Below are 23,116 nucleotides of genomic sequence, written 5' to 3' on the forward strand. Positions count from 1 at the left end.
CCTAACCGGGTAATGGCCATTCGCAAGCATCAACATCGAAGAAAAATCCGTCTGTAGTGGTCAACTGATCCCGGACACTGAATTGAGTTTTTCCTCAGCGACCGCAGGCGCTAGCCCTTCGTTGAACTGATGCGGTCGCCGCCAGTTGTATCGCTCCATCAGGAACCGGCCGATATCCTGTTGCGCTAGCGCAGCGCTCAGACATGCAAGCTCGGCATGAAGCTTAGGTTCGTAACAAGCTAATTTCACAGGTAGAAAAAAGGGGGCCGCGAGGCCCCCTTCTCTTAGTTCAATCACGCATTAGCGAATTGCGCACTGAGTTTCGCAGCAGCTTTTTCGAAAGCCACCTTCATCTCTTCGATCACAATGTTGCTGTGCTCAAAGGAGATGTAAATCCGCCCATAAGGCGAAGGCATCATGGTCAGACCCGCTTCCCGCAGCGCTAGATGGAGTGCTTTGGTGAAAGCAGGGTTGGCCATCTTGGCTGCTTCCTCATAGGTCACTGGCGCTTTGGCCGATCGCCATACGCCGAAGACGTTGCCGTAGCCGCTGGTGGTTACGGTAATGCCATGGGATTCAAAGATGGCCTCGATGGCAACGCGCAGGTCGTTACCGCGCTGGATGAGACGCTCGTAGTCACATTTGTCGAGGTGGGCCAGGGTGGTGGTCACCGCAGCACACGCCATCGGGTTCCCACTGAAGGTACCGCCGCGAGCGACACGGTTTTGCTCAAAGCCTTCAAGGATATGAGGCTTGCCTACAACCGCTGAAACAGGGATGCCATTACCGATCGCTTTACCGACGCTGGCCAGGTCAGGGTCAAGCCCTTCACGCAGACCCGCAAGGCCCGCATAGAGTCGAAACCCCATCAGTACTTCGTCGCAGATTACCAACGCACCATGCTTATGGGCGATGTCTTGAACATGCTTGAGGTAGCCAGGCAGCGCCATGATGCAACCTGCGTTTGCAAGCATTGGTTCCAGGATCACCGCTGCGATGTCTTGGTCTTCTGCGAACAGGCGCTCCACATCGGCGAAGTCGTTGAAACGAATGAGCGTCGTGCGATTGGTCGAAGGACGTGCGCCATCTTCAAACGTAGCCTCTTTGGAGGTCACGTTGCCGAAGCTCACATCATCAAACCAACCATCAAAACCAGCGGCCATCTTGGCAATCTTGCCTCGACCGGTGTACGCACGAGCTGCCCGGCAAGCGAGGTGAACCGCTTCGCTACCAGAGTTGGTAAACATGACCTTTGTCAGCTCGCCCGTGTGCTTTGCCAGCTCCGTGGCGGCGCCGTGCTCACGGACATGGGCCCAGGAGGGAGCAGCGCCGTCAGCCAGTGCTTGAGACACAGCGGCGTTGACGGAGTCATCGGAATGACCCAACAGAACTGCACCGAACCCTAGGGCTGTATCAATGTATTTACGGCCTTTGTCATCAAAAAGATACGCGCCTTTAGCGCTTTTAATGAACAGCTTTTCTCCTTCCAAGTCAGGAAGGATACGGGCGGCGCTTGATACATCACCAACAAGATTAGGCATCTTAAACCTCTGAATTTTGACAGTAGTTAACCGACCCGCTGGATGTTTCGGGAAGGGTAAATCTGGCTTTATAGCCGTCTAAATGAGTTGGCCTTGCCTTATTATTCTTGTTTTACTTTCATTTTCTCGTTACGACGCCGTAGAACTTCCAAGGTCAACAACATCAACACAGACAGGATGACCATGATTGTGGCTACAGCGGCAATATTGGGACTAATATTCTCTCGAATCCCCGCAAACATCTGAAGCGGGAGGGTGCGTTGCGAAGGGCTGGCAAGAAACAGCGTCACGACCACTTCATCAAAGGAAGTGGCAAAAGCGAACAGCCCGCCCGAAATCACGCCCGGTGCAATCAAAGGAAGCACCACTTTGAAGAACACCGTCAGCGGAGGTGCGCCCAGGCTGGCAGCGGCTCTGCTCAAATTGGTGTTGAAGCCTTGCAAGGTTGCATTGACCGTGATGACAACGAAGGGAACCCCAAGCATCGCATGCGCCAGAACCAGTCCTACATAGCTGTTGAGCAACTGCAGCTTGGCGAAGAAAAAATACAAGCCGACGGCAACGATGATCAGCGGAACGATCATGGGCGAGATCAGGAAGGCCATGACGATGCTCTTGCCCTTGAAGTCGCCACGGCACAGACCGACAGATGCCATCGTTCCGAAAATCATGGCCAGCACCGTAGAGCCTGGGGCAATGATGAAGCTGTTCTTGAATGCCTGTCGCCATTCCTGGGAGGTCATGAGTTCTTGATACCAGCGCAACGAGAAACCGTCCATTGGGTAGGTCAGGAACGACGACGAATTGAACGACAACGGGATGATCACCAGGATCGGCACAATCAAGAACAGCAGGATCAGAATCGATAGAGACACCAATCCGAAACGGGCGATCTTCTCTGCAGGTGATGCATAGGGTTGCAGCATTTCAATTACCTCGCCTGGTTTGGATTGGTGAGTTTTCCGTAAACCGTATAGAGCAACAGGGTCGCGATGAGCAGCATGCTGCCAAGCGCCGAGGCCATACCCCAGTTCACAGTTTTATTGGTGTAGAAGGCTACGAAGTAACTGACCATCTGATCTGCCGCGCCGCCTACCAAAGCCGGGGTGACGTAGTAGCCGATGGCGAGAATGAAGGTGAGCAATCCGCCTGCAGCCAAACCAGCGAAGGTCTGTGGTACATACACCCTCCAGAAAGCCACGAACGGGTGAGCACCCAATGAGATGGCTGCGCGCACGTAGTTCGTTGGGATGCTCTTCATAACGCTGTAAAGCGGCAATATCATGAATGGCAACAGCACATGGGTCATCGCGATGATCACGCCCGTACGGTTGAAAACAAGCTGGATAGGCGAATCGACAATGCCGAGAAACATTAAGCTTCTGTTGATCAGGCCATCCGATTGCAGCAGCACGATCCAGGCAGCTGTCCGAACAATCAATGACGTCCAGAATGGCAGCAGTACACAGATCATCAGCAGATTGCTCTTGCCTTCAGGCAGCGTGGCCAGCCAGTACGCTACTGGAAAGCCCAGCAACAGGCAGAGCACTGTCACGATCCCGCCGATGTAGAACGTGCGAATGAAGATGTCCACATAAATGGACTGGTTCGGATCGGCCTTGATGATGCTTCCGCTGGCCGGATCCAACCGATGATCCACAGAGGCCAAAAGGTAGTAAGGCGTGATCTTTGATGATGCCTGCTTCAAGGCTTTCCAGTAGGTAACGTCGCCCCATGCCTTGTCGATATCAATAAGCGCATCACGCTTGGATGGCGCGGTGTCATCGGGAAGGTTACGCAGCGTCTTGGTGATCACGGTGCGGTAGTCAGGAATCTCATAGCTCAAGCGCTTGCTCAAGGCCATGATCTGCCCATTCTCTTTGGCGTCCGCCAGCTCCTTGAGGAACCCTGCATAGGTGGCCTCATCAGGAAGCTCGCGCTCGTCCCAACTGCCCAAGGCAGCAGCGGTCACTGGAAGTGCCGTGTGTACCTCGGGGTTATCTACGCTACGGCTCAACATGGTGCCGATCGGGAATGCGAAGCACACCAGGATGAAGAGAAATAGCGGCGCGATCAGGGCAAGCGACTTCATCTTGTAGGCGCGCTGGGATTTCTTCAGCTTGGCCCTGAGGTCGATCGTCTCGTCAGTAGTTTGAAGCACTGCGGCTGTGTGGCTCATGATCGGCAACTCAGTGTTTGGTTACATCAAGAGCACGAATATGCTCAGGTGCCCAAGAGAGGGAGATCGAGCTACCAACTGTCCAACTGCTGTCCATTTGCGAGGCGGGAAGCTTGACCATGAAATTGGATTGCCCGGCGATCTCAGTGATCATACGGACATGGTCACCCAGGTAGATGTATTCCTGGATTCGGGCAGTCAGCGGAGTCGTGCCAGCTGGACTCACGATGACGCGCTCAGGACGGATGCACAAAGCGACCTGCTCATTCTGTTTCGCTTGGAATACGGTGAGAGCACGGATCAAGCTACCGTCAGCCAGGCGCACCATCGAGTGGGTCGCATCGGTCGATGCCAAGGTGCCAACGAGGGTGTTGTTCTCACCGATAAATTGGGCGACAAAGCTTTTGGTCGGAGCTTCGTAGATGGTCGAAGGGCTGTCGATCTGCTGAATCACACCGTCGTTGAATACAGCCACACGATCGGACATTGTCAGCGCTTCGCTCTGGTCGTGGGTTACATACACCACGGTAAGGCCCAGCTGTTTGTGAAGATGCTTGATCTCCAACTGCATGTGCTCACGCAGCTGTTTATCCAATGCCCCCAAAGGTTCATCCATCAAAACGAGCTTGGGCTCAAAGACCAGGGCACGGGCCAATGCCACACGTTGCTGCTGGCCACCGGACATCTGGGCCGGGTAGCGCTTTGCGAAATCTTTGAGCTTGACCATGTCCAGCGCGCGACGGACTTTGTCGATCCGATCGGTTCGATTCATCTTGCGCACAGAAAGCGGAAAGGCCAGGTTCTCCTCGATCGTCATGTGAGGGAACAGCGCATAGTTCTGGAAGACCATGCCTATATCACGCTTGTGAGGAGGCAGGTTGTGCAGCGGTTTATCTTTGAGAAAAATTTCGCCATGGGTAGGCGTTTCAAATCCTGCCAGCATCATAAGGCTGGTGGTCTTCCCAGATCCTGATGGGCCCAGGAGAGTTACGAACTCACCTTCCTTGATATCCAGATTCAAGTCTTTAACGACAGGACGAAAACCGTCGTACGTTTTCTGAATATTTTTGAAACTGACCAGGTGCTTCATGTTGCAAGCCTCAATAGGGAGACGCAGATACCTGCTGCGCTCTCCACCTGCGTTGATTGCAAATGAAGAGCCTGCAGCGGGTGCCTAGGTCACGCTGGGTGACCTCGGCCAAACTTCAGGTGAACCTGTCATCTCATTAAGATGACAGGTAGTACTGGACGGATGTATTACTTCTGGGCGATCCAGGCGTTGAAGCGTTCAGTCAGCGCTTCGGTGTTATCTACCCAAAACTCGACGTCCAGCGGCAGGGCCTGGGCCATGTTTTCTGGAGTGGTCGGCAGATCAGCCTTGAGATCAGCCGGCACCAGAGCATTTGCTTTGGTGTTAGTCAGGCCATAGGCGATGAACTTGGGAAGCTTGGCTTGGTTTTCCGGCTTGCTCGCATAGGCGATGAAGTCCATTGCCGCTGCTTTGTTTTCGCTGCCCTTGAGGACAGTCCAGGAGTCGATCGCCGAAACGCTGCCATTCCACAAGAACTTGAAGTGCTTGCCTTCGTTGCGGTTGAAGCCTGTGATACGGCCGTTGTAGGCCGAGCTCATCACAACGTCGCCTGCCGAGAGCATCTGCAGAGGTTGAGCGCCGGCTTCCCACCAGACGATCGAGGACTTGATGCTGTCGAGCTTCTTGAAGGCGCGATCAACGCCAGCGGGGGTACGCAACTCTTTGTAGACGTCAGCAGGCTTCACGCCATCGGCAATGAGGGCAAATTCCAGCGAGTACTTTGGCCCTTTGCGCAGGCCGCGCTTGCCAGGGAATTTGGTGGTATCGAAAAAGTCAGCCCACGACGTAGGAGCGGTTTTGAGCTTGTCACCATCCCAAGCCACACCCGTGTTCCAGACGATTGCGCCCACGCCACAGCTGTTGACCGCCTCAGGCACGAAATCCGACTTGCTGCCGATTTTGGCCCAGTCGATTTTTTCGTAAAGACCCGAATCGCAGCCTAGCGCGAGATCTTCGGCCTCAACCTCGACGACGTCCCAGTTGGGGTTACCAACCTTCACCTTTGCATCCAGCACCCCGACACCGCCATCCCAGCTCTGGTCGAGAACGTTCTTTCCAATCTGTTTGCCGTAAGGAGCAAAGAAGATTTCCCGCTGCGCGTCTTGAAAGTTTCCTCCCCAGGAAACGATGGTCAGATCACGAGCACTGGCAGCCTGAGCGGACATCAGTCCAGTGATTGCTAAGGCGAGTGCGGCAAAAGCATGGCATGGTTTATGCATTTTGAACCCCGAAGCGAGTGTTGTGTGGTGGCGGTAAAAATTTTTACCATTCCGCCCAGCTCTTCGCAAGCGATATTTATTTTCGTGCCGTATTTTCGTAAATCGCCCGGATAGCCGGTAAGCGATTGTTTTCTAACGCCTATGATTTAGTTGAAAGTGTTTATTTTGGCTTCCACAGATCCGAATTGTTAGCAGGCTAAGCAATCGACAGATAGACTTGATCTGGCCACCTCGTGTTACTTTTGCTCTCTAAAGGGAGAGCACAATGGTGCGACCTTACCCATATCGGTGCACGTAGCGGCCGGCTGGGAAAAAGACACATGCTGGCTGTGGAAGAAGCTGAATACATTTGAGGATTCAACCGTGATAGAAACTTCGGCGATCAGCCGGAATCCCCATGCTCCTGATGACTCGCAAGAGGTACCGGCATTCGCCGAGGAGAGTGCCTCGGTAGGGGAAAGACTCAAGGCTCTAAGGCAAAGCAGAGGGCTTTCTATTCGAGGCCTGGCTGAACAGGCAGGTGTGCCCCACGCAACGCTGTCCATCATCGAGCGCGATAAATCCAGCCCCTCGGTGAGTATCCTCAAGCGCTTGTTGCGCCCGCTGAATGTGACACTAAGCACGTTCTTCTCTGATTCGGCGGTTCAGGATCGAGCAGTCTTCTACAAGGCGAGTGATCTCGTTGAGCTAGCCGACGGCAGAATGCTCTCCTACCGCCAAGTCGGCGCCAACCTGACTAACAGCTCCATGATGATCCTCCATGAGCGCTATGAGCCTGGCGCGGATACAGGACAGGAAGGTGAGGAGCTCTATTCCCACGAAGCGGAAGAAGGCGGTGTCATCATCGAAGGTCGCTTGGAAATGACGGTTGGAGATGAGATACGAGTCCTGGGCCCAGGTGATGCCTACTATTTCGATAGTCGCCTACCTCACCGCATGCGCAACCCGTTTGATGAGGTCTGCGTCGTCGTGAGTGCAGTATCCCCACCGACGTTCTGACGTCGGGTGTCACAGAAGGGGCAGCCACTACGCTGTCCCTTGTCTATTGCGATGCCCACATGGAAGAAGTGCATGAGCAGCACCAAAGACTATTTCTTCGAGATCGAGCAAGAGCGGCGCGACGCATGGCTTCAGGAACGGCTCGGGGTTGAAGAGCTCGACGATGAGTCCGAAGCCTATATCCAGCTAGCCCTAGAACACGCAAACATGATGGAAGCTTACGCTGAGGAAGCGGAGTACCGATGGCTCGAACGCCAGTCGTTCCACGAGCAATACATCGATTTTGGAATAGATCTGCGGGCAGCAATGGATCTGATGACTCAGAGCCAAGGTGCTCCGCATTCGGCCATGATTTGCAAACTGCTCTACGCCCATGCCGTAACTCTTCTCGAAACCATGATCGGTACATCCGTTCAGGCTCTCGTCGTAAGGGACGAGACTTTCTACCTGAACATCGCCAAGCAAATGGACTTGATCCACAAGAGCAAAAAGTACTCGGTTTCTGAAATTGCCAGCCATCCAAAAGGCCTGCTAGGGCTGACACTGAAGATCCTCTCCGAACTTTCGTATCACAACCCCGCAACCATAAACACAGTCCTATGTGCCCTCATAGGCGATCGCATGAGGGGACTCGATGTTTCGCCCATCGTGACCATCTGCCAGAAGCGTCACGACATCGTGCACCGAAATGGCAAAACGATCGACGACCAGCCGATTGAGTTAACCCCGATGGAGGTGCACCTTGCGATGCACACCATTGATGCTTTTGCATCGGATGTGAGTCGTAGGATAAAGGCAGCTCTTGCCGACCTTGACGGCTCTGAGCTGGAGTCTCAATCCCGTGACGTAGATTTTTAGTTTGGATGCATTGGGTATCCAATGCGCGCGCTGGGTCAATGCCAGGGTGACTCGACGAGCTTGGCCTCCAGAAAATCTCGGAAGACCCGAATTCTCGGACTCAAATGCTTGCGGTTCGAGTAGATCAGATAGATGGGCTCTTTAGCCGGGATGGCAAATTCACGCAGGATAGGGATAAGCCGGCCCTCTCTGATATCGGCGCCGATGTGAAACTGAGCTAGCTTGACGATCCCTCCTCCGCCCAACGCAATTTCGCGCAGCAGATCCCCTTGGCCAAATACGGCTTTAGGTGCAATGGGTATCGTGACAGGCTCCTGGTCGATGATTAACTGCCAGGTGTTCCAGGCACTATTGAAGCCAAAGTTGAAGCAGTCGTGATCAAGCAAGTCAGATGGCTGGCTCGGGGTACCGCGACGCTCCAGGTACTCCGGCGACGCGCAAGCAATCCATGCGCTCTCTCCGATCTTCCTGGCGATCCTTGATGAGCTCGGGAGCACGCCGCTATGGATGGCTATGTCTAACCCCTGGTCGAAGTGATCGACGTACTGAGCACCTACCTGGATATCGACCGTCAGCCCCGGATAGGTGGACAGAAACTCAGGCAGCCAAGGCAAAATCTGGTGTTTGGCGAAAGTGGTCATCGTGTGAATCCGCAGCGAACCGGCCACACGCGTTGGAAAAGCCTCAGCCAGTGAGTCGGCCTCTGCCATGGCGCTGATGACTTCCCGCGCACTGACCAAATAAGCGGCCCCCTCCTCCGTCAACGTCAGGTTTCGATTCCCGCGCTGAAACAGCCTGACCTGCAAGCGATCTTCCAGGCGGGTGATCAGCTTGCTGACAGCCGAAGGCGTAAGCCCATTGGCACGCCCGGCAGCGGAGAAATTCCCGTGCTCGGTAGCCCACATGAAGGCGAGCATCTGGGAGTAGTTATCCATGGGAGCGGCCTCTCGGCAAAGTCTTGTGGGCGCAGCCTGCCAGCAATCCGCGACTCAAACAACAAGCGCGCCGAAGCGCGCTTGTGCAGAGCATACCAACGATCAGCGAATGAACTGCTCGATGTAGTCATCCGGCAGGCCAAGCTCTTTGTAGTGCTTACGAGCGGCTTCCAGCTTGGTGAAGACGTCCTCGTAACCCACAGCAACGCCCTGGGGGTCGACGTACGTGTAACCGCCCTGCACGTGGAACCAAGTGATCATCTCTTCCACGTCTTCCGGGACAAACAGGGTGTGCGTTTCGCCCGGTGGCTCATAGGCAAACGAACCCTCGGAAGCGACCCAATCGTGCTCCAGATAGTACCAGCGACCTTTCAGAACGATCGCGTGCACGCCACCGGTGTGGCGGTGACGGGACAGTACACCGCTTTGGCGGACGCGCAGCAGGTTGATGTAGTAACCGCCCGTGGTGCTCAGGAGCAGTGGCTTGAAGGATACCGAAGCAGTTACAGGAACCCACAGCTTGTCGTCATTCAGCCACTCGGTCAGCACACCTGGGTGCACCATATCCGGGGTCATATACGGTACTTGGGGCAACGCGTACGGGATCGCGAGTTCATCAGGCTTGCGTTCAGCGGTCATCATTTGGTTCCACGGTGGTCATCTGGTGTCCCCATTTGCTTGGGGTTGTACACAGGTTAAGCCACCGCTTTCGACCGAAAAAGACCAGCTTAGGAATACCTGCTATGAACCAAATTCACACCATATCTATGTTGTGGGCCAGATATCGGCTGGCAGCGCCCCATTCCCGCCGATAGCGCTACCAGCACCTAAGCGGGGTTCAAAGGCCGCGCAAAAAATGCACACATCCACTCGATGCCGTCGACGGCTGGAAATCCTACTACCCTATGTCAGGCTACACCATATGAGCAAAAGCCCTTCCCACACGAAATTTTTAAGGTATATAATCTCGTCACCCGAAACCAGAGCATGACTCAATGACCCTAACCCCTGAAGCTATTGCCGCCTTGCTAATCGCCAACGTCTCGCGCGACCTCGTGATGGGTGTCGAAGACGCCTTTGCTGCCGGTGCGCTACAGGCTTACGGGGTGACGAAGGAGGTGAGTAAGCAGCGCAAAACTGCTCTGGGACAAATGCGGCACATCCTGATGAACGAGCGCTTCAGCGACTTGCTGGAGGCATCCAACGCTGAATTGATCTCCCCCCAAGGTAACCGCGTGATCGTGGGCCAGGCTGGAATTTTTAAGTTTGCGCGCTTGAACATGAGTACTGCGAACTGGAATCGACCCACTCGTAGCATCATCCGACGTGAGCTGGCCGAAGCAAATGAGGCCATGAGCCAACTGGTGCAGCCATCCCTTCTTGGGCCTCAGGATGTGACCTCCGGGGCGTTTTTCTTCGTCGCACGTTTCAGCGGTTCACTGCATCATCATCCCGAGACGCCGCTGCAGGTCTATATCGCGGTGCCCACTCCGAAAATGGATGGCTGGCTGTTTCGGGAACCTTTAAGCCAGTTCCTAGATCGCTATGAAGCGGCTCCTAAACAGGCCGACAACGCAAAAGTAAAACTCAAATCGGGCCTCATCGAGCTCGGAGGACAGGAAGAAACATGAGCCGGGGCATTACAGATTTCCAGCCAGGTCGATTGATTCAAGCATTGGCTGCCCGCGCCCTTTCTCAGGTACAGCTTGCTGCCATGGTCGGCGTGTCGCCCGCCACGATCAGCAAGTGGAAATCGGGTCAGCAGGCACCCGAAGCGGAGGCGCTGGACAGCCTCTCAAAGGTCATCAATGTCAGCCCTGAATGGTTCACTCGCCCTCTTCCCAAGAAAGGATCGCTGCCTCTTTTCAGAAGCAACGCGTCCGCGCATGTCTCTGCAAGGGCGATGCTGGAAGCTCGGCTTGAATGGACGCAGGACATCGTCCTGGCGATGAGCGAATTTGTCGATTTTCCGGACGTTAACCTACCCGTAAGGACGTTCACGGATCCTCAGCAAATTGCCAATTCCGATATCGAGGAAGCGGCCAGCGAGTGCAGAGACCTCTGGAGTCTCGGCCGTCGCGCAATTCCTGATTTGGCATTGGCTGTGGAGGGAGCTGGCGTCATCGTGGTTCGCGAAGAAACCGGTATCGCACCGATCGAAGGACTTTCAGCTTGGAGCCACGAGCTTCAAAGGCCGCTGATCCTGCTTTCCGCCGACAAGGGTAATGGCTTTCGCAGTCGATTTGACCTTGCGCATGAACTCGGTCACCTCATTCTGCACAAGGGTATTGACCGCTCAACCGACCCCGAGCGCTACAAGTTGATGGAGTCGCAGGCTCACCGGTTCGCGGGAGCCTTTCTGCTGCCGGCAGAAACGTTTGCTGCTGATGTCAGGACTCCGGTCACACTGGACAGCCTCCTGTTGCTCAAACAGCGCTGGGGCGTCTCGGTCGCCGCCATGATCATGCGTCTTGAAGCGCTCAAGATCATCGATGCTGATGCGAAGCTGGTTCTGTTCAAACGCAGGTCAGCCAGGTGGGGAGCTAAATCTGAGCCAGGTGATGATGCGCGCGCCCCTGAACAACCTCGCCTTCTCAAGCGTACGATCGAGTTGTTGTCCTCTTCTGGGGTCATGCCGATTGAGTCGGTATCGAGCTATATCGGTTTGGCTGCAAACGATGTGGAAAAGCTGGCGGGCTTGCCTGAGCGTTATCTGTCGGGGAAAGCTTCGGTCTTCCATCTGGCCAAGCTGAAGTCTATGGTTAGCGGGGACTCGTCGATCAAATCTGCCGACAGCGGTGTGGTGCTTCCTTTTAATCGGAGCAGATGATCCTCGTCCGCCGCATCGAAGGGGTTCAATAGCTTGCGCATTGCTGAAACTCAGTTCTAGAAGACGGCTGCAGTTGGGAAATGAGCCATCAGCAATCTGGCCAGCACTCGTTGTGCACAGGCCTCCGTCCTTACACGGCTAAACGCTGTTTTGCACTGACGCGTTGCGCCAAACACAGCGGACACGCGTTGTCTGGACTTGGGGCTCTCGCAAACCGCGACAGCTTTTGGGCAGGCTCAAGCGGCGTAGGCGCTCATGACCAAGCCGCTTTACTGTTACCTAGCTGTTAGCCATAAAAAAACCGCTTATCCGTTATCCCTGAGCGGAACCATGTGCTGTCCGTCATAAGGCTCATCTAGGGGTAAGCTTTTATTAACGGGATGGGCTTCTCGGGATTAGCTTCCCAAAGGCCGGTCGTCAGCCCGAGCGTAAAGTGTGACCTGTGGTACCGACTAGTCCTCGGCTCACAGGACAGGAATCATAAGGAAAATATGACTAAGAAAATTCTAGATTGGCGTGCCCGCCGGAAATGGTTGGGCGACATTCGTTCATACTCAAAAGACTTATTGACCCCGGAGCTGACTGCCACCCTGGAGCGCACTCGCCCCAAATGTTGGTCAGACGTCATGGACTGGCTACCCGATCACGAAGAGGTCGTTGCAGAGTTTAGTAGTCGCATGTCCTCGTTCTATTCCCACTTCAAAGGTTTTCACGGGTGTCGGCCGGAATCACTGTCGTCCTATTACTCAGATGGGCTGAAGGGCCAAAACGCCGCCGCAATCATTGAAAGGTTTCGATTGCTATTTTCTGACGTTCCTCTGGTCGACCTTGAACAAGCCATTCTGGACATGGCTCATCGCGAGTCTAGCGAAAAGGGTAAAATATGGCTCTCGGGAGATGATCGCGAGATGCTCGAAAACTTCGGCCACTACGTTATCAACGGTAGCGAATATCTTTTGGCCTTGGCAGCAAAACTAGGAACCGGTGGCCGTGGTGGAGAAGACTACCGGCTGCGGTTACGTACCATTGGAATTCCGACCATCCTGGAAGTGGACATCCCGATTGACTTGGTTCCGCCCCTGCAGCAGTTCGAGGTAGCAAGAATGCTATTGTCCGAATGGGGGCAGCTTCGGACAAAGACACCACTCGGGATGTCATCTACCCCCTGCTACGTGGTGCGCTCGGATATTCCAAGCGAATGCATCAAGGCACATTACCACCCAGCGAGGATCAGAGACTTCCACCATTATGTACCCACCTATATCAACAAGATCGTGCGATGTGAGCACTGCCTGTGAGCTGAAATCTGACCCGGCATCTATACAAATAAGTGGGTGGAAGCAAACCTACACAAGCCCTTGCTTAATTACAACTCAATAAGCTTTAAGATATACACGCAATGGATATTGAATTTATAACAGAAGCAGAACGAAAAAGGATGATCGCTGCAGGTTATGCCAGTACAAAACACATTTCACTGGCGTGCGCCTATGTGACTCCACAACATTTGGAGCAAGCAATTGAGCCATTAACATTCAGCTTCTTTGAAGATCACTGTGACGAACGCGCCGCCATTGATTTTTCACAAATCCCAACGCTACACCGAGTAACGCTTTATCGGGCTTTGGAGAACGCGGATGAAATTCAAGGAATAGGTTTCGGCTTTCCTGGCATGCGGGGGCCAGGGGAGCATAAAGATCAGATCGTACCTATCAATGGCTGTGCGCTACTGCAGCTAGCACGTCACCTGTTGTCCAAGCTTCCTGCCCACGCGTTTCCGAAAGGCGAGATTGATACTAAGTTCTCAATTGATCTGGGATTGTGAACGCACCACGCATGTGGTCTTTGGCTTTCTTGAAGCTGCTGACGCACATGCCCACATGCAACCTTCCGCTCACTTTGGCTCGGCGGCGGTTTCGGAGACGTGGCACCTACCGGGGGTGGGGCTAACTACCAGAATGGCTGGACAGGATGGGTTAGCTTCTCGGTTGGCTGATGGAATTAGGCAAAGGCACGGGGCTGTAGGATTTGACAAAATCTGGGTTTTTTCGGTGCAGGTGACAAAACGTGATACTCGTCGAAGATCAAAAGTCCGACGCCTTCCAGCGATGGGTCGTCCTGCAGACGGCGGGTGAGAATCCCCTCGGTGACCACTTCGATCCGGGTACGGGGGCCGACCTTGCTGTCCAGACGGATCCGATAGCCGACCGTTTCCCCGACCTTTTCACCCAGCTCTGAAGCCAGCCGCTCGGCGGCGGCGCGGGCTGCGAGGCGCCGGGGTTCGAGCATGAGAATGCTTTGCCCGGCCAGCCAGGGCTCGCCCAGCAAGGCCAGGGGAACGCGCGTGCTCTTACCCGCGCCCGGGGGGGCCTGGAGCACGGCTTCATTGCGCAGCGTCAAGGCTTCACGCAGGACGGGCAGAACAACATCTATCGGCAGCGAACTCATGGCGACCCTCGAACTGGCCGGCGATTATAACGGCTAAGCACGGAGTCACTGCAGCGGTTTTCGATTCGCAAAGTCCCACAGCAGGTCTTGCCCAAGGGCCATCATTGACTGGTTCGGTACGCCTGTTACCCCACCTCAACACCACCTTGGCACCCAAGGGTGCGCAGTGGCTGCCCCGCCGGTACACGGATCAGAAAATATTGATCGGGTAGTCAACGATCAGCCTAACCTCGTTGATATCGGCATAGCGGTAGCCGGTGCTGGCGCGGTGAGTGGCCTGACGCAACCTGAAGCTCAGATCCTTGGCGGTGCCGGACTGCACCACATAGCGCGCCTCTATATCCCGCTCCCAGTGCCGGGTGTCGCTGCCTTCGGGGTAACGGTAGCGTGAGGTGTAGTAGGTGTTATCGCTGTGGGCATTGCCGATGTGGTCGCCGCGTACGTAACGGGTCATGAACGTCAGGCCGGGGACGCCAAACGCCGCCATGTCCAGGTCATAGCGCAGCTGCCAGGAGCGCTCGTTGGCCTCGGTAAACGTCGCGTATTGCACCGCGTTGGCCAGGGCCACGCCGCCGCCCATGGTGCCAAAACCAGGCCAGTCCATGGGTTCGTTGCCGTCCACGCGCTGATAAGCCAGGGTCAGCGTATGCGCCTGCATTTTGTACGCCGCCGCCAGCGACCACGTGGTGTTGTCGATGGTGCTCGCCAGTTGCTTACCGGTGTCGGTGGTGCGGTACACGTTGGCGTCCAAGCTCAACGACTGCGTCGCGGTCAGTGGCTGGCGGTATGTGAGATTGGCGTAGTACTGGTGCCAGGTGTCCTTAAGGTTCGAGCCGTAGAGACTCACACGCAGACGCTCGGTGGGCTTCCATACCCCACCCAGATAGTCGATGGAGCGGATACTGATCGGCAAACCGTAATCCAACGCCAGGGCGTCGTCATTGTTGCTGGAGTCGACACTGCCTTTGGCGGTGAAATGACCTGCGTCCAGGTGCAGATCCTCGATGTCATCGCTGGCGAGCATGAAACCGGTGGCGGAACTGGGAAACAGCCGCACCTGGTTGACCCAGAACACCGGCACGGCGGGAAACAGGTTGCCGTACTTGAGCTCGGTACGTGAGACCCGCACCTTCAGTGCACCGCCGGTTTTCGAGTAGCTGTCGTCGGGCTCGCCGTCGTCATGCAGCGGTAGCAGGCGGATACCGGCGCGCCCGCCCCCGCTGTCGAGCTTGATCGCGGTGTAGTTGTAGGCGTCGATGCCCAGACCAACGGTGCCCCGGGTATAGCCCGACGCATAATTGATCATCAGCCCCTGTACCCATTCTTCCGAGTACCGGCTGCGCTCGTCGCGTGATTTATAGGGGTTGCGCCCTACTCCGCTGACACCGTCATGTTCGTAGTCGCGACGGAAATAGAAATTGCGATTGAGCATGTCCAGATGGGCATCGTCGATAAAACCTTTGGCATCGGCCTGATCACCGACCGCCCAAGCGTAATCGATGCACGCCAAGGGGGTGGCCAGCAGGCAGGCAAGGGTATTGCGAAATCTCATGATGATGGCTCGCTTGTTGTTTTTGTTGTAGGAAGTTCAGTCGAACGCACGCGACCGTCCTCACGGCGAGCGCCCACGGGGGCACGCCGGTCGCGATGAGGCAAGGATTACAGTGCGCAAGCCAGTGGCCGTCGGGGATCAGGGCATGGTGCTGCTCGACATCGCCGCCAACGCAGGCCCGCCGTTGACCTGTCGTGCCTGGGCCATGTGGCAGGCGGCGATGTAGCCGAATGTCAGCCCAGGCCCCAAGGTAATGCCCGGGCCCGGGTACTGGCCGCCCATGATCGAGTTCATGTCATTACCGGCGGCATACAAACCCTCGATCGCCTGGCCCTGAGCATCGAGTACACGGGCCTGCTCGTCGGTGATGAGTCCGCACGCGGTGCCGATGTCGCCGGGCACCACCTCGACCGCATAGAACGGCCCCTTGATGATCGGGGCAAGGCACGGATTGGGCCGATGGGCCGGGTCGCCCAGATACTGGTTGTAAGCGCTCTGACCCTTGCCAAAATCCGGATCCTGCCCTTGCTCAGCGAACGTGTTGTAGCGCGCCACTGTGGCCTGCAGCCCTGCAGCATCAATACTCAACGCCAAGCCCAGTGCCTGAACGCTGTCACCACGTTTCAGGTAGCCGCTGTCGATAAAACGCCGCAGCGACGCCGCCTGCGGCCTGACCATGCCCAAACCGTAACGCTGCAGGAACTGACTGTCGCAGATCAGCCATGCCGGCACTGCCCCTGCCTTATGCTGGGCTTCGCCACAGGCATGGTAAGAGTCGGCCTCGTTGACAAAACGCTGACCGGCCTTGTTGACCATGATCACCCCAGGCTTATAGCGATCGAGCATTAAGTGCGGGAAACGCGCCGTGCTGCCATCGGCGCGTTGCATCATCGAAACCGGGGAATAAAAAGCGTTATTGCGATTGCGTGCGTGACCGGTGCCAGCACCCAAGCCCATGGCCAGGGTGATGCCGTCACCGGTATTGGCCTCATTGCCCGCCGACCATTGCCCGGTGGGGTGCGGCAGCCACTGTTCACGCAGTTTTAGATTGGCCGGAAAGCCGCCGGTGGCCAGCAGCACACCACGCCGTGCCGAGACCCGTACCGGCTGACCGGCATGATCAATCAGGGCACCCACAACCCTTGCTCCCTCCAGCAGCAGCTCGCGGGCCGGGGCTGTGCGCCAGAGCTCGACGCGCAGGTCCAGCAGGCTTTTATACAGGCGCCCAGCCAAGGCATTACCCAGCACCAGGCGTGTGCCACGTGAGTATCCGCGTAGACGGTCGCTGGCAAAGCGCGCGAGCAATTTCAGCGCGTGCCTCATGCCAGGCAACGAGCGCTTGGCTTTTAACAGCAAATCGATGTCAGTCTTGTTGACCATCATGCCGTCGAACGCAAGAAACTCTGGCCAAGGCGCGCGCAGGTTTTCGAAGTCCGCACCGAGCTGGCGTCCGTCGAACTCCAGCGGATCAAGCGCCCGCCCGCCTCGCCCGGCCCCTTCGAGTTCGCAGAGATAGTCGGGCGAGTACTGGCGACCGGAAAACTTCACATGGGTATGCCTCTCGAGAAATTCGAGCATCGCCGGGCCGTGGTCCAGAAAAGCCTGACGCATGGGCCGTGGCGCCGCCTCCCCGACCACTTGATCCAGGTAAGTCTCCACCGCTTCGCGGCTGTCCAGGACTCCCAGCGCCTTACCCTGGGCATTCAACGGCACCCAGGTGCCACCGCCGGACAGCGCCGTGGTGCCGCCGAAGCGATCAGTCTTCTCCACCAGCAGCACGTCCAGCCCATGCAACTTCGCTACTGCTGCGGCGCACATGCCGGCCGCACCACTGCCAATCACCAGCACATCGACTTCAATGGATTTCACAGGCACAGCCTCCGGGTTATTGGCTCAAGCCCAGCGATGGATCGACGTCCGCGTAGGGTGTCGGTCGCAGCAGCCATGTGTCGGCGCGGCCCAGCAGGCTACGGCCAAGGCTACGACGCTGCTCGGCATGAGCCTGTTGAATGCGCGCATCGCTCCAGTAGGCCTGCCAACCGGCCTCACGCGTGGCGAAATCCGGCCACGACAGCAGGCTGACCAGCCCCGGCATGTACTGCCCGGCGACCAGGTTGAAACTGCCGAGCAAACTGGCCCCCAACTCGTTGAGTACCGGAAGCGCGGTTTGTGCAAGGTAGGCGTGGGCGGCCTTGGGCTGCCCATTGGCGATAGGTTGCACGATCAACTCATGCAAAGCGCCCACCTGCGGCGCTGGGCCGTGCTGGCGGTGCTCCAGCCAGGCCGGACTGGGCGTGAGCAGGGAAATGTCGTAGTGCTGGACCAGTTCACTGCCGCCGTTGGTTTCGGCCCGCAATGCCCACCAGTCGGGGTCGGCATAAAATCCGTTCCAGTGCGTTTCGCGCTCGGTGTTGTCCTTCCACGCCATCAGATAGATGAACAGCGGCGTGCCACGCCCGGCAATGGCGTGCCAGCGACCAACGACACGAATGCCGTGCTTATGCAGCAAGGGCGGCAAACCATCGCGCATGCGCGCATCCAGATCGTGCATGCGCCCCGGTTCGACGTGGTAATAGCGAAGTTCGTATTGCATGGGATGCTCCTGAGTCAAAGACTGGCCGAGGCCACGTAGTTGCCGACGCTCCAGCCACCGTCGACGGTTAGCGTGTGGCCGTTGATGAAGCCGGCCTGATCGCTGCAGAGGAAATAAATGGCGTTGGCAACGTCTTGCGGCGTGCCGATGCGATGGAACGGTGTGGTATCGATCATCACGGCTTTAAAGCGCGCGTCGGTGCGAATGCGTTCGGCGGTCAATGGCGTCTCGATGATGCCGGGAGCCACCGCGTTGACCCGGATGCCCTGCGGTCCGTAATCCACCGCCATTTGCCGGGTCAGACCGACCAGCGCAGCCTTGGTCGCAGCATAAGGCGCTACGCCGGGATGCCCGATAAGGCCAAAGATCGACGCCAGATTGATAATGCAGCCACGACCAGGCTTGAGGTGCGGTAAGGCCTCGCGGGAGAAGCGAAAGACACTGCGCAGGTTGATGTCGGTGTAACGGTCCCATTCCTCGTCACTGGTCTGCGCCGCACTCTTGGCTTTGCCGATGCCTGCATTGTTGATCAGCCAATCCAGGCCGCCAAAGGCGTCCACGGCCAGCTCTACGGCCTGCCGTGGCGAGTCCTGCGAGGTGACGTCCTGGACCAGCAAGCGAAACGCCTCTGGCCGAGCGCTAAGGCTGCGGGTCTGTTCGAGCAGCGCACGGTCCAGGTCGGTGATCACCACGCGCGCGCCCTGCTCTGCCAGACGCAATGCGGTGGCGCGCCCCAAGCCTTGGCCTGCCCCGGTAATCAATGCCACCGGCGCCGTTGAAATTTTATCTGCACACATGCTCGATCCTCCTTAGCTGTAGCTGCCGCCCAACGACTTGCCGCCGTCGACGAACAGCACCTGTCCGGTCACAAAACCCGTGGCCGGGCTGCAGAAAAAGGCGATGGCATTGGCGACGTCCTCGGGCCGTCCGGCCTTGCCGGTCGGCTGCAGGGCTTCCTGTGCCCGCCGACGCTCGGGGCTCAGCGACTGCAACAAGGGGGTATCGATCAAACCGGGGGCAATGGTATTCACCGCGATGTCGCGCGAGGCTAACTCCATTGCAGCAGCGCGGGCGTAACCGACCACTGCAGCCTTGGAAGCCACGTAATGGGCATGATTACGCGCCCCGAGGTAAGCCCGCGACGCGACGATAACCACCTTGCCACCCGCGGTCATGCGCTCGCTCGCTGCCTGGGTCAAGGTATGCACGGCAATGGTGTTGATCTCGTACATGCGCCGGAAATCATCGCCGCTGGCCTCGCCGAACGGGCGTTCATCGAAGATCCCGGCGTTGTTGACCAGGGCCGTCAGCGGTGGGATATCGGCCAGCATCTGCCGCACGGCCGCTTCATCGGTGATGTCCACGCCCAGTGCGGTGACGTCCAGGCCCTGCTCGCGAAGCTTTGCCGCCTCGGACTGCGCGAGGGTGACATTGCGGTCCACCAGGAACACCGCGAAGCCGTCTTTGGCCAGCCGCTCGACAGTGGCGCGGCCCATGCCGCTGGCGCCGCCGGTGACCAGCGCGTAAGGAAGAGTCATAGGGTTGCCTCTACTCGATTCATTGTTGTTGGAAGAGGTGCAGGCATGCACAGCGCGGGGCCTATTGCATGCGGTAACCACCGTTGACATCAGTCATGGTGCCGGTGATGTACGACGCTTCAGGAGAGATAAGGAAGGCGATGGCCGCGGCGATATCGTCCGGCTGACCCAAGCGTCCCAAGGGGATATTGGCAGCGGCCGCAGCCTCCTGACCGGGCGCCATGGACAGGCGCAGCATCGCTGTGTCGATCAGGCCTGGCGCAATGCCGTTGACGGTAATGCCCATTCCTGCCGTTTCACGTGCCAGTGCCTTGGTATAGCCCAGCACCGCCGCCTTGCTGGAGATATAGGCCGAACTGGAGCGATACCCGCCCAACTGCGCCGCGCATGAGGAAAACGTCACGATCCGGCCATGGTCCACGGCTCGCAGTCGGCGCGCACGCACGAAGGCACGTGTACATAGGAACGTGCCGCGAGTGTTGACCGCGTGGGTCAGCTCCCATTCGTCGAGCTCGGTGTCAGCGATCAGCCGCCGCTCACCCTCGTGGAGGATGAGGATCCCGGCGGCGCAGACAATCGCGTCGACCGGGCCGTGCTCGGCTTCGATGGCTGCAAAGGTGGTATCGACGCTGGGCTCTTGGGCGACATCCATGCGCCAGGCGCTATGGCCGCTGCCGGGCAAACCATTGACGGTGGCTTGGCAACTGGCCTCATTGAGGTCGGCAGCGGCAATGCGATAGCCACGGCTGGCGAGATACCTGGCTACTCCGGCACCAATGCCTTGGGCGGCACCGGTAATCAAAACGTGGCGCATAGCGCCATTGGAAGACACTGCAGGCGATGACATGAGGTTTTCCCCCTGACTATTGTTTTTAGAGACCATGTATACATGTAAGCCAGTTACCCGACAGCGCGGCACAATAAGCTGCGTAGCGACAGAAAAACGCTGGACCATGGATACAAGATTGGTGCTAATCTAGCATCTTTACGTAATGCGTAAACAGATTACGTAAATTATTTGATCGCTGCTCTTGCGTGATTTGGTCAGAGCCAGCACAAAAGGCCAGCGATCAGCCCCTTGCGTATCGCCCGATAAAAACAACAAACAGGACATCGTTGATGGAATCTCAAATTGCCCAGTTCCACGCGGCGCTAGACCAACGCCCGGTTTCCAGGCAGCAATGGCTGATGCTGTTGATGCTGGTTTTTCTTTTGGTGACCGATGGCTACGACGCTCAGGTCATCAGCTATGTAGTACCGGTGCTGTCCCAGCAGTGGAATTTGCCGCCAGCCGCGTTCGGGCCGGTGTTCAGCGCTAATTTGTTCGGCCTGACCCTTGGCGCGCTGTTGGTCAGCCCGCTAGGCGACCGCATTGGAATTCGCCGGGTGCTATTGGCTTGCGTGTCGTTGTATGCGGTGCTGACGGTGACCATGGTCCTGGCTAAAGACATTGAGCTGCTGATGGCCATGCGTTTTGTCTGCGGCTTGGGCATGGGGGCGGCAATGCCCAGCACCATGGCGTTGATGGCCGAATATTCGCCCCCTCGCCTGCGCACGGTGATGGTCACCATGGCCGCCTGCGGTTATTCGCTAGGGGGTGTGCTGGGCGGATTCGTAGCTGCCCTGATGATGGATAGCTACGGCTGGCAGGCTGTGTTTATTGCCGGGGGCATCACGCCGCTGCTGTTGCTGCCGTTTCTGTTCAAGTACCTGCCGGACTCGCTGAGCCATCTGTTCAAGGACCCTGCGCCCTATACGCGGCTGCTGCAGATCACTCGTCGCTTCATGCCTGAATGGCAAGTGCCCGAGCGCAGCACCGCGCCCGCCGACGCGCAACCGGTAGCGACCAGCAAACTGCCGGTGGTCAATCTGTTTCGGCAAGGCTGGTCGCGCCCTACCCTGTTTATCTGGGGCACCTTCCTGTTCAGCCTGATGCTGACGTACTTCTACCTGAGTTGGCTGCCGGTGCTGCTCAAGCAAAGCGGCATGACGCTCAACGCCGCCAACGTCACTACCTCGATGTTCCTGCTATCGGGCGTGACCGGCGCGGTACTGATGTCGTACCTGGCCGACAAGCTACAAAACAAAACCCGCGTGCTGGCCTTGATGCTCTGCGGTGCAGCCTTGGCCACCGTCGCCATTGGCAAAAGCCAGGGCCATGCCGGGTGGTTGGTGTTCTTCGTATTGGTGGCCGGTTTCTGCATCATCGGCGGGCAACTGATGCTCAACTCCTTCACCAGCAGTTTTTACCCCAGTTATGCCCGCGCGACGGGGATCGGCTGGGCCATGGGCATCGGCCGTTTCGGCTCGATCATGGCACCGCTGCTGGGCAGCCTGCTGATGACTCTGAACACGCCGCCCGAGCAGATCTTCTATCTGTTCGTCATCCCGGCGCTGATCTCCATGGTCTTGATCACTCAGGTGCGCAGGCCACAAAGCCAGCCGCCTGCGCAGGAGAGCGTCGATGAAAAAGCGCAGGATCCGCTGGCACGAGCAGATCAGACGCTCAGTCGCCACTGACCCGCGCGAAGTTGGCTTCCAGAAAGCGCCCGGCAAAATACACGTGCTCGCGCATCAACGCTTCTGCGCGCCATCCCTCACGGCGAATCACCGCATCGACGATGCGGTGATGGTCGTCATGAGAACGCAGGATCGTGGCGTAGTCATGCCAAAGCATCAGACGTGAACTGACATATGGAATTTCCTGGGTGCGCTGAACGAACTCGCCAATCCAGTGATTGGCGCTGTTGTCGATCAGCACCTCGTGCAGCATCACGTTCATTTGTCGGTAGGGTTCAAAGTCCTCGGCTGCCAGGTAGCCTTTGCCAAGCATGGCGTCTCCTGCGGCCAATTGTTCATGCAACAGGGCAATGAGTTCGTCGCTCAGGCCTTGCTCGGCAGCCATCCGGCAGGCCATGCCTTCGAGGTTGGCGCGCACCGCATAGGCTGCAACGATGTCACGGATGTCGAACCGGCGGATCAGGTAGCCGCGCTTGGCCTGGTACGTCAGCAGGCCCTGATGCGCCAAGGCATTGAGCGCGCCGCGCAACGGCGTACGCGAGACTCCAAGCTGGCTGGCCAGGGGAATTTCCTCCAGGTGCTGGCCGGGCTTGAGCGCACCGCTGAGGATCTGTTCGCGCAGTTGCTCGGTGATTTTTTGCGACAGCGTCTGCATTGACCTTCCTTGTTATGGACCAGCGTGCCGTGACAGGCGCACGTTTATTGCGCCGGCGCCGCTGCCCAATGCGCGGCAGCCAGTTCAGGCAACCCGCCTTGCCAGGTCAAGGCCAGCGCCGTGATTGCGCGTCTCACATCAATACGTGTGGGGCTGCT

The 23,116-nt window shown here is 57.3% G+C and carries 21 protein-coding genes and 2 pseudogenes; 7 read left to right on the plus strand and 16 right to left on the minus strand.

Translation table 11 applies throughout. The features are described 5' to 3' along the window. Nucleotides 1-60 precede the first annotated feature (60 nt). The 6 genes and pseudogenes from B3I26_RS15685 to B3I26_RS15710 form a co-directional block, all read right to left on the minus strand. A pseudogene (locus B3I26_RS15685) lies at nt 61-201 on the minus strand (IS3 family transposase); the annotation flags it as partial. Between the two features lie 92 nt (nt 202-293). Continuing rightward, nucleotides 294-1,541: an aspartate aminotransferase family protein gene (locus tag B3I26_RS15690; RefSeq protein WP_296258873.1), complete on the minus strand. Its 1,248-nt coding sequence runs from the start codon at nt 1,539-1,541 to the stop codon at nt 294-296. 101 nt (nt 1,542-1,642) lie between these two features. Then, nucleotides 1,643-2,467: an ABC transporter permease gene (locus B3I26_RS15695; protein WP_296258874.1), complete on the minus strand. Its 825-nt coding sequence runs from the start codon at nt 2,465-2,467 to the stop codon at nt 1,643-1,645. Nucleotides 2,468-2,472: 5 nt separating this feature from the next. Continuing rightward, entirely contained in the window at nt 2,473-3,720 is a 1,248-nt protein-coding gene (locus B3I26_RS15700) for an ABC transporter permease (protein WP_296258875.1), read from the minus strand. Nucleotides 3,721-3,730: 10 nt separating this feature from the next. Further along, entirely contained in the window at nt 3,731-4,810 is a 1,080-nt protein-coding gene (locus tag B3I26_RS15705) for an ABC transporter ATP-binding protein (RefSeq protein WP_296258876.1), read from the minus strand. A 167-nt stretch (nt 4,811-4,977) separates the two neighbouring features. Beyond that, complete coding sequence (locus tag B3I26_RS15710) at nt 4,978-6,030, minus strand: ABC transporter substrate-binding protein (RefSeq protein WP_296258878.1); 1,053 nt, start codon at nt 6,028-6,030, stop codon at nt 4,978-4,980. Nucleotides 6,031-6,393: 363 nt separating this feature from the next. Between B3I26_RS15710 and B3I26_RS15715 the strand changes: the two genes are divergently transcribed. Both B3I26_RS15715 and B3I26_RS15720 read left to right on the plus strand, forming a co-directional pair. Continuing rightward, on the plus strand, nt 6,394-7,029 hold the full coding sequence (locus B3I26_RS15715) for a cupin domain-containing protein (protein WP_296258879.1): 636 nt from the start codon (nt 6,394-6,396) through the stop codon (nt 7,027-7,029). Between the two features lie 72 nt (nt 7,030-7,101). Beyond that, entirely contained in the window at nt 7,102-7,887 is a 786-nt protein-coding gene (locus B3I26_RS15720; RefSeq protein WP_296258881.1) for a hypothetical protein, read from the plus strand. A gap of 35 nt (nt 7,888-7,922) precedes the next feature. On the opposite strand, the gene B3I26_RS15725 is transcribed toward B3I26_RS15720, so the two are convergent. Both B3I26_RS15725 and B3I26_RS15730 read right to left on the minus strand, forming a co-directional pair. Further along, the gene (locus B3I26_RS15725) at nt 7,923-8,822 is read right to left on the minus strand and encodes a LysR family transcriptional regulator (RefSeq protein ID WP_296258882.1); all 900 of its coding nucleotides are present in this window, start codon (nt 8,820-8,822) and stop codon (nt 7,923-7,925) included. A 102-nt stretch (nt 8,823-8,924) separates the two neighbouring features. Next, nucleotides 8,925-9,461, minus strand: a complete 537-nt coding sequence (locus B3I26_RS15730; protein WP_296258883.1) for a 2,4'-dihydroxyacetophenone dioxygenase family protein — start codon at nt 9,459-9,461, stop codon at nt 8,925-8,927. Between the two features lie 356 nt (nt 9,462-9,817). Here B3I26_RS15730 and B3I26_RS15735 point away from each other — a divergent pair, with 356 nt between their 5' ends. The 4 genes from B3I26_RS15735 (at nt 9,818) to B3I26_RS15750 (ending at nt 13,477) form a co-directional block, all read left to right on the plus strand. Beyond that, on the plus strand, nt 9,818-10,453 hold the full coding sequence (locus B3I26_RS15735) for a hypothetical protein (RefSeq protein WP_104698714.1): 636 nt from the start codon (nt 9,818-9,820) through the stop codon (nt 10,451-10,453). Next, nucleotides 10,450-11,652, plus strand: a complete 1,203-nt coding sequence (locus B3I26_RS15740) for an XRE family transcriptional regulator (RefSeq protein WP_296258884.1) — start codon at nt 10,450-10,452, stop codon at nt 11,650-11,652. Before B3I26_RS15735 ends, B3I26_RS15740 begins: the two co-directional genes overlap by 4 nt. A gap of 491 nt (nt 11,653-12,143) precedes the next feature. Then, on the plus strand, nt 12,144-12,950 hold the full coding sequence (locus tag B3I26_RS15745) for a hypothetical protein (protein ID WP_296258886.1): 807 nt from the start codon (nt 12,144-12,146) through the stop codon (nt 12,948-12,950). A gap of 101 nt (nt 12,951-13,051) precedes the next feature. Further along, nucleotides 13,052-13,477 (plus strand): hypothetical protein, encoded by a 426-nt coding sequence (locus B3I26_RS15750; RefSeq protein WP_296258888.1) that lies wholly within the window; start codon nt 13,052-13,054, stop codon nt 13,475-13,477. A 242-nt stretch (nt 13,478-13,719) separates the two neighbouring features. On the opposite strand, the pseudogene B3I26_RS15755 reads toward B3I26_RS15750, so the two are convergent. The 7 genes and pseudogenes from B3I26_RS15755 to B3I26_RS15785 form a co-directional block, all read right to left on the minus strand. Beyond that, nucleotides 13,720-14,100, minus strand: a pseudogene (locus B3I26_RS15755) (DEAD/DEAH box helicase); the annotation flags it as partial. Nucleotides 14,101-14,290: 190 nt separating this feature from the next. Next, nucleotides 14,291-15,652: an OprD family porin gene (locus tag B3I26_RS15760; protein ID WP_296258889.1), complete on the minus strand. Its 1,362-nt coding sequence runs from the start codon at nt 15,650-15,652 to the stop codon at nt 14,291-14,293. Between the two features lie 138 nt (nt 15,653-15,790). Next, complete coding sequence (locus tag B3I26_RS15765; protein WP_296258890.1) at nt 15,791-17,521, minus strand: FAD-binding protein; 1,731 nt, start codon at nt 17,519-17,521, stop codon at nt 15,791-15,793. Nucleotides 17,522-17,537: 16 nt separating this feature from the next. Then, a complete protein-coding gene (locus B3I26_RS15770; RefSeq protein ID WP_296258892.1) occupies nt 17,538-18,245 on the minus strand; it encodes an NIPSNAP family protein in 708 nt (235 codons plus the stop codon). 14 nt (nt 18,246-18,259) lie between these two features. Further along, on the minus strand, nt 18,260-19,042 hold the full coding sequence (locus B3I26_RS15775; RefSeq protein WP_296258893.1) for an SDR family NAD(P)-dependent oxidoreductase: 783 nt from the start codon (nt 19,040-19,042) through the stop codon (nt 18,260-18,262). 12 nt (nt 19,043-19,054) lie between these two features. Beyond that, complete coding sequence (locus B3I26_RS15780) at nt 19,055-19,783, minus strand: SDR family NAD(P)-dependent oxidoreductase (RefSeq protein ID WP_296258894.1); 729 nt, start codon at nt 19,781-19,783, stop codon at nt 19,055-19,057. 61 nt (nt 19,784-19,844) lie between these two features. Further along, complete coding sequence (locus B3I26_RS15785) at nt 19,845-20,630, minus strand: SDR family NAD(P)-dependent oxidoreductase (RefSeq protein ID WP_296258895.1); 786 nt, start codon at nt 20,628-20,630, stop codon at nt 19,845-19,847. A gap of 272 nt (nt 20,631-20,902) precedes the next feature. Between B3I26_RS15785 and B3I26_RS15790 the strand changes: the two genes are divergently transcribed. Then, nucleotides 20,903-22,303 (plus strand): MFS transporter, encoded by a 1,401-nt coding sequence (locus B3I26_RS15790; protein WP_296258897.1) that lies wholly within the window; start codon nt 20,903-20,905, stop codon nt 22,301-22,303. On the opposite strand, the gene B3I26_RS15795 is transcribed toward B3I26_RS15790, so the two are convergent. Beyond that, nucleotides 22,290-22,958 carry a GntR family transcriptional regulator gene (locus tag B3I26_RS15795; protein ID WP_296258899.1) on the minus strand — a complete coding sequence of 223 codons (669 nt, stop codon included), beginning with the start codon at nt 22,956-22,958 and terminating at the stop codon, nt 22,290-22,292. The two genes, B3I26_RS15790 and B3I26_RS15795, sit on opposite strands and share 14 nt — an antisense overlap. Nucleotides 22,959-23,116 lie beyond the last annotated feature (158 nt).

Source organism: Pseudomonas sp. UBA5706 (genome assembly GCF_002419965.1).
In the GTDB taxonomy this organism is placed as follows: domain Bacteria; phylum Pseudomonadota; class Gammaproteobacteria; order Pseudomonadales; family Pseudomonadaceae; genus Aquipseudomonas.

Excerpts from the sequence above, each read along its gene's own strand:
- B3I26_RS15690 (WP_296258873.1), bottom strand. The coding sequence starts at position 1,541 with ATGCCTAATCTTGTTGGTGATGTATCAAGCGCCGCCCGTATCCTTCCT.
- B3I26_RS15695 (WP_296258874.1), bottom strand. The coding sequence starts at position 2,467 with ATGCTGCAACCCTATGCATCACCTGCAGAGAAGATCGCCCGTTTCGGA.
- B3I26_RS15700 (WP_296258875.1), bottom strand. The coding sequence starts at position 3,720 with ATGAGCCACACAGCCGCAGTGCTTCAAACTACTGACGAGACGATCGAC.
- B3I26_RS15705 (WP_296258876.1), bottom strand. The coding sequence starts at position 4,810 with ATGAAGCACCTGGTCAGTTTCAAAAATATTCAGAAAACGTACGACGGT.
- B3I26_RS15710 (WP_296258878.1), bottom strand. The coding sequence starts at position 6,030 with ATGCATAAACCATGCCATGCTTTTGCCGCACTCGCCTTAGCAATCACT.
- B3I26_RS15720 (WP_296258881.1), top strand. The coding sequence starts at position 7,102 with ATGAGCAGCACCAAAGACTATTTCTTCGAGATCGAGCAAGAGCGGCGC.
- B3I26_RS15725 (WP_296258882.1), bottom strand. The coding sequence starts at position 8,822 with ATGGATAACTACTCCCAGATGCTCGCCTTCATGTGGGCTACCGAGCAC.
- B3I26_RS15730 (WP_296258883.1), bottom strand. The coding sequence starts at position 9,461 with ATGACCGCTGAACGCAAGCCTGATGAACTCGCGATCCCGTACGCGTTG.
- B3I26_RS15735 (WP_104698714.1), top strand. The coding sequence starts at position 9,818 with ATGACCCTAACCCCTGAAGCTATTGCCGCCTTGCTAATCGCCAACGTC.
- B3I26_RS15740 (WP_296258884.1), top strand. The coding sequence starts at position 10,450 with ATGAGCCGGGGCATTACAGATTTCCAGCCAGGTCGATTGATTCAAGCA.
- B3I26_RS15745 (WP_296258886.1), top strand. The coding sequence starts at position 12,144 with ATGACTAAGAAAATTCTAGATTGGCGTGCCCGCCGGAAATGGTTGGGC.
- B3I26_RS15750 (WP_296258888.1), top strand. The coding sequence starts at position 13,052 with ATGGATATTGAATTTATAACAGAAGCAGAACGAAAAAGGATGATCGCT.
- B3I26_RS15760 (WP_296258889.1), bottom strand. The coding sequence starts at position 15,652 with ATGAGATTTCGCAATACCCTTGCCTGCCTGCTGGCCACCCCCTTGGCG.
- B3I26_RS15770 (WP_296258892.1), bottom strand. The coding sequence starts at position 18,245 with ATGCAATACGAACTTCGCTATTACCACGTCGAACCGGGGCGCATGCAC.
- B3I26_RS15775 (WP_296258893.1), bottom strand. The coding sequence starts at position 19,042 with ATGTGTGCAGATAAAATTTCAACGGCGCCGGTGGCATTGATTACCGGG.
- B3I26_RS15780 (WP_296258894.1), bottom strand. The coding sequence starts at position 19,783 with ATGACTCTTCCTTACGCGCTGGTCACCGGCGGCGCCAGCGGCATGGGC.
- B3I26_RS15785 (WP_296258895.1), bottom strand. The coding sequence starts at position 20,630 with ATGTCATCGCCTGCAGTGTCTTCCAATGGCGCTATGCGCCACGTTTTG.
- B3I26_RS15790 (WP_296258897.1), top strand. The coding sequence starts at position 20,903 with ATGGAATCTCAAATTGCCCAGTTCCACGCGGCGCTAGACCAACGCCCG.
- B3I26_RS15795 (WP_296258899.1), bottom strand. The coding sequence starts at position 22,958 with ATGCAGACGCTGTCGCAAAAAATCACCGAGCAACTGCGCGAACAGATC.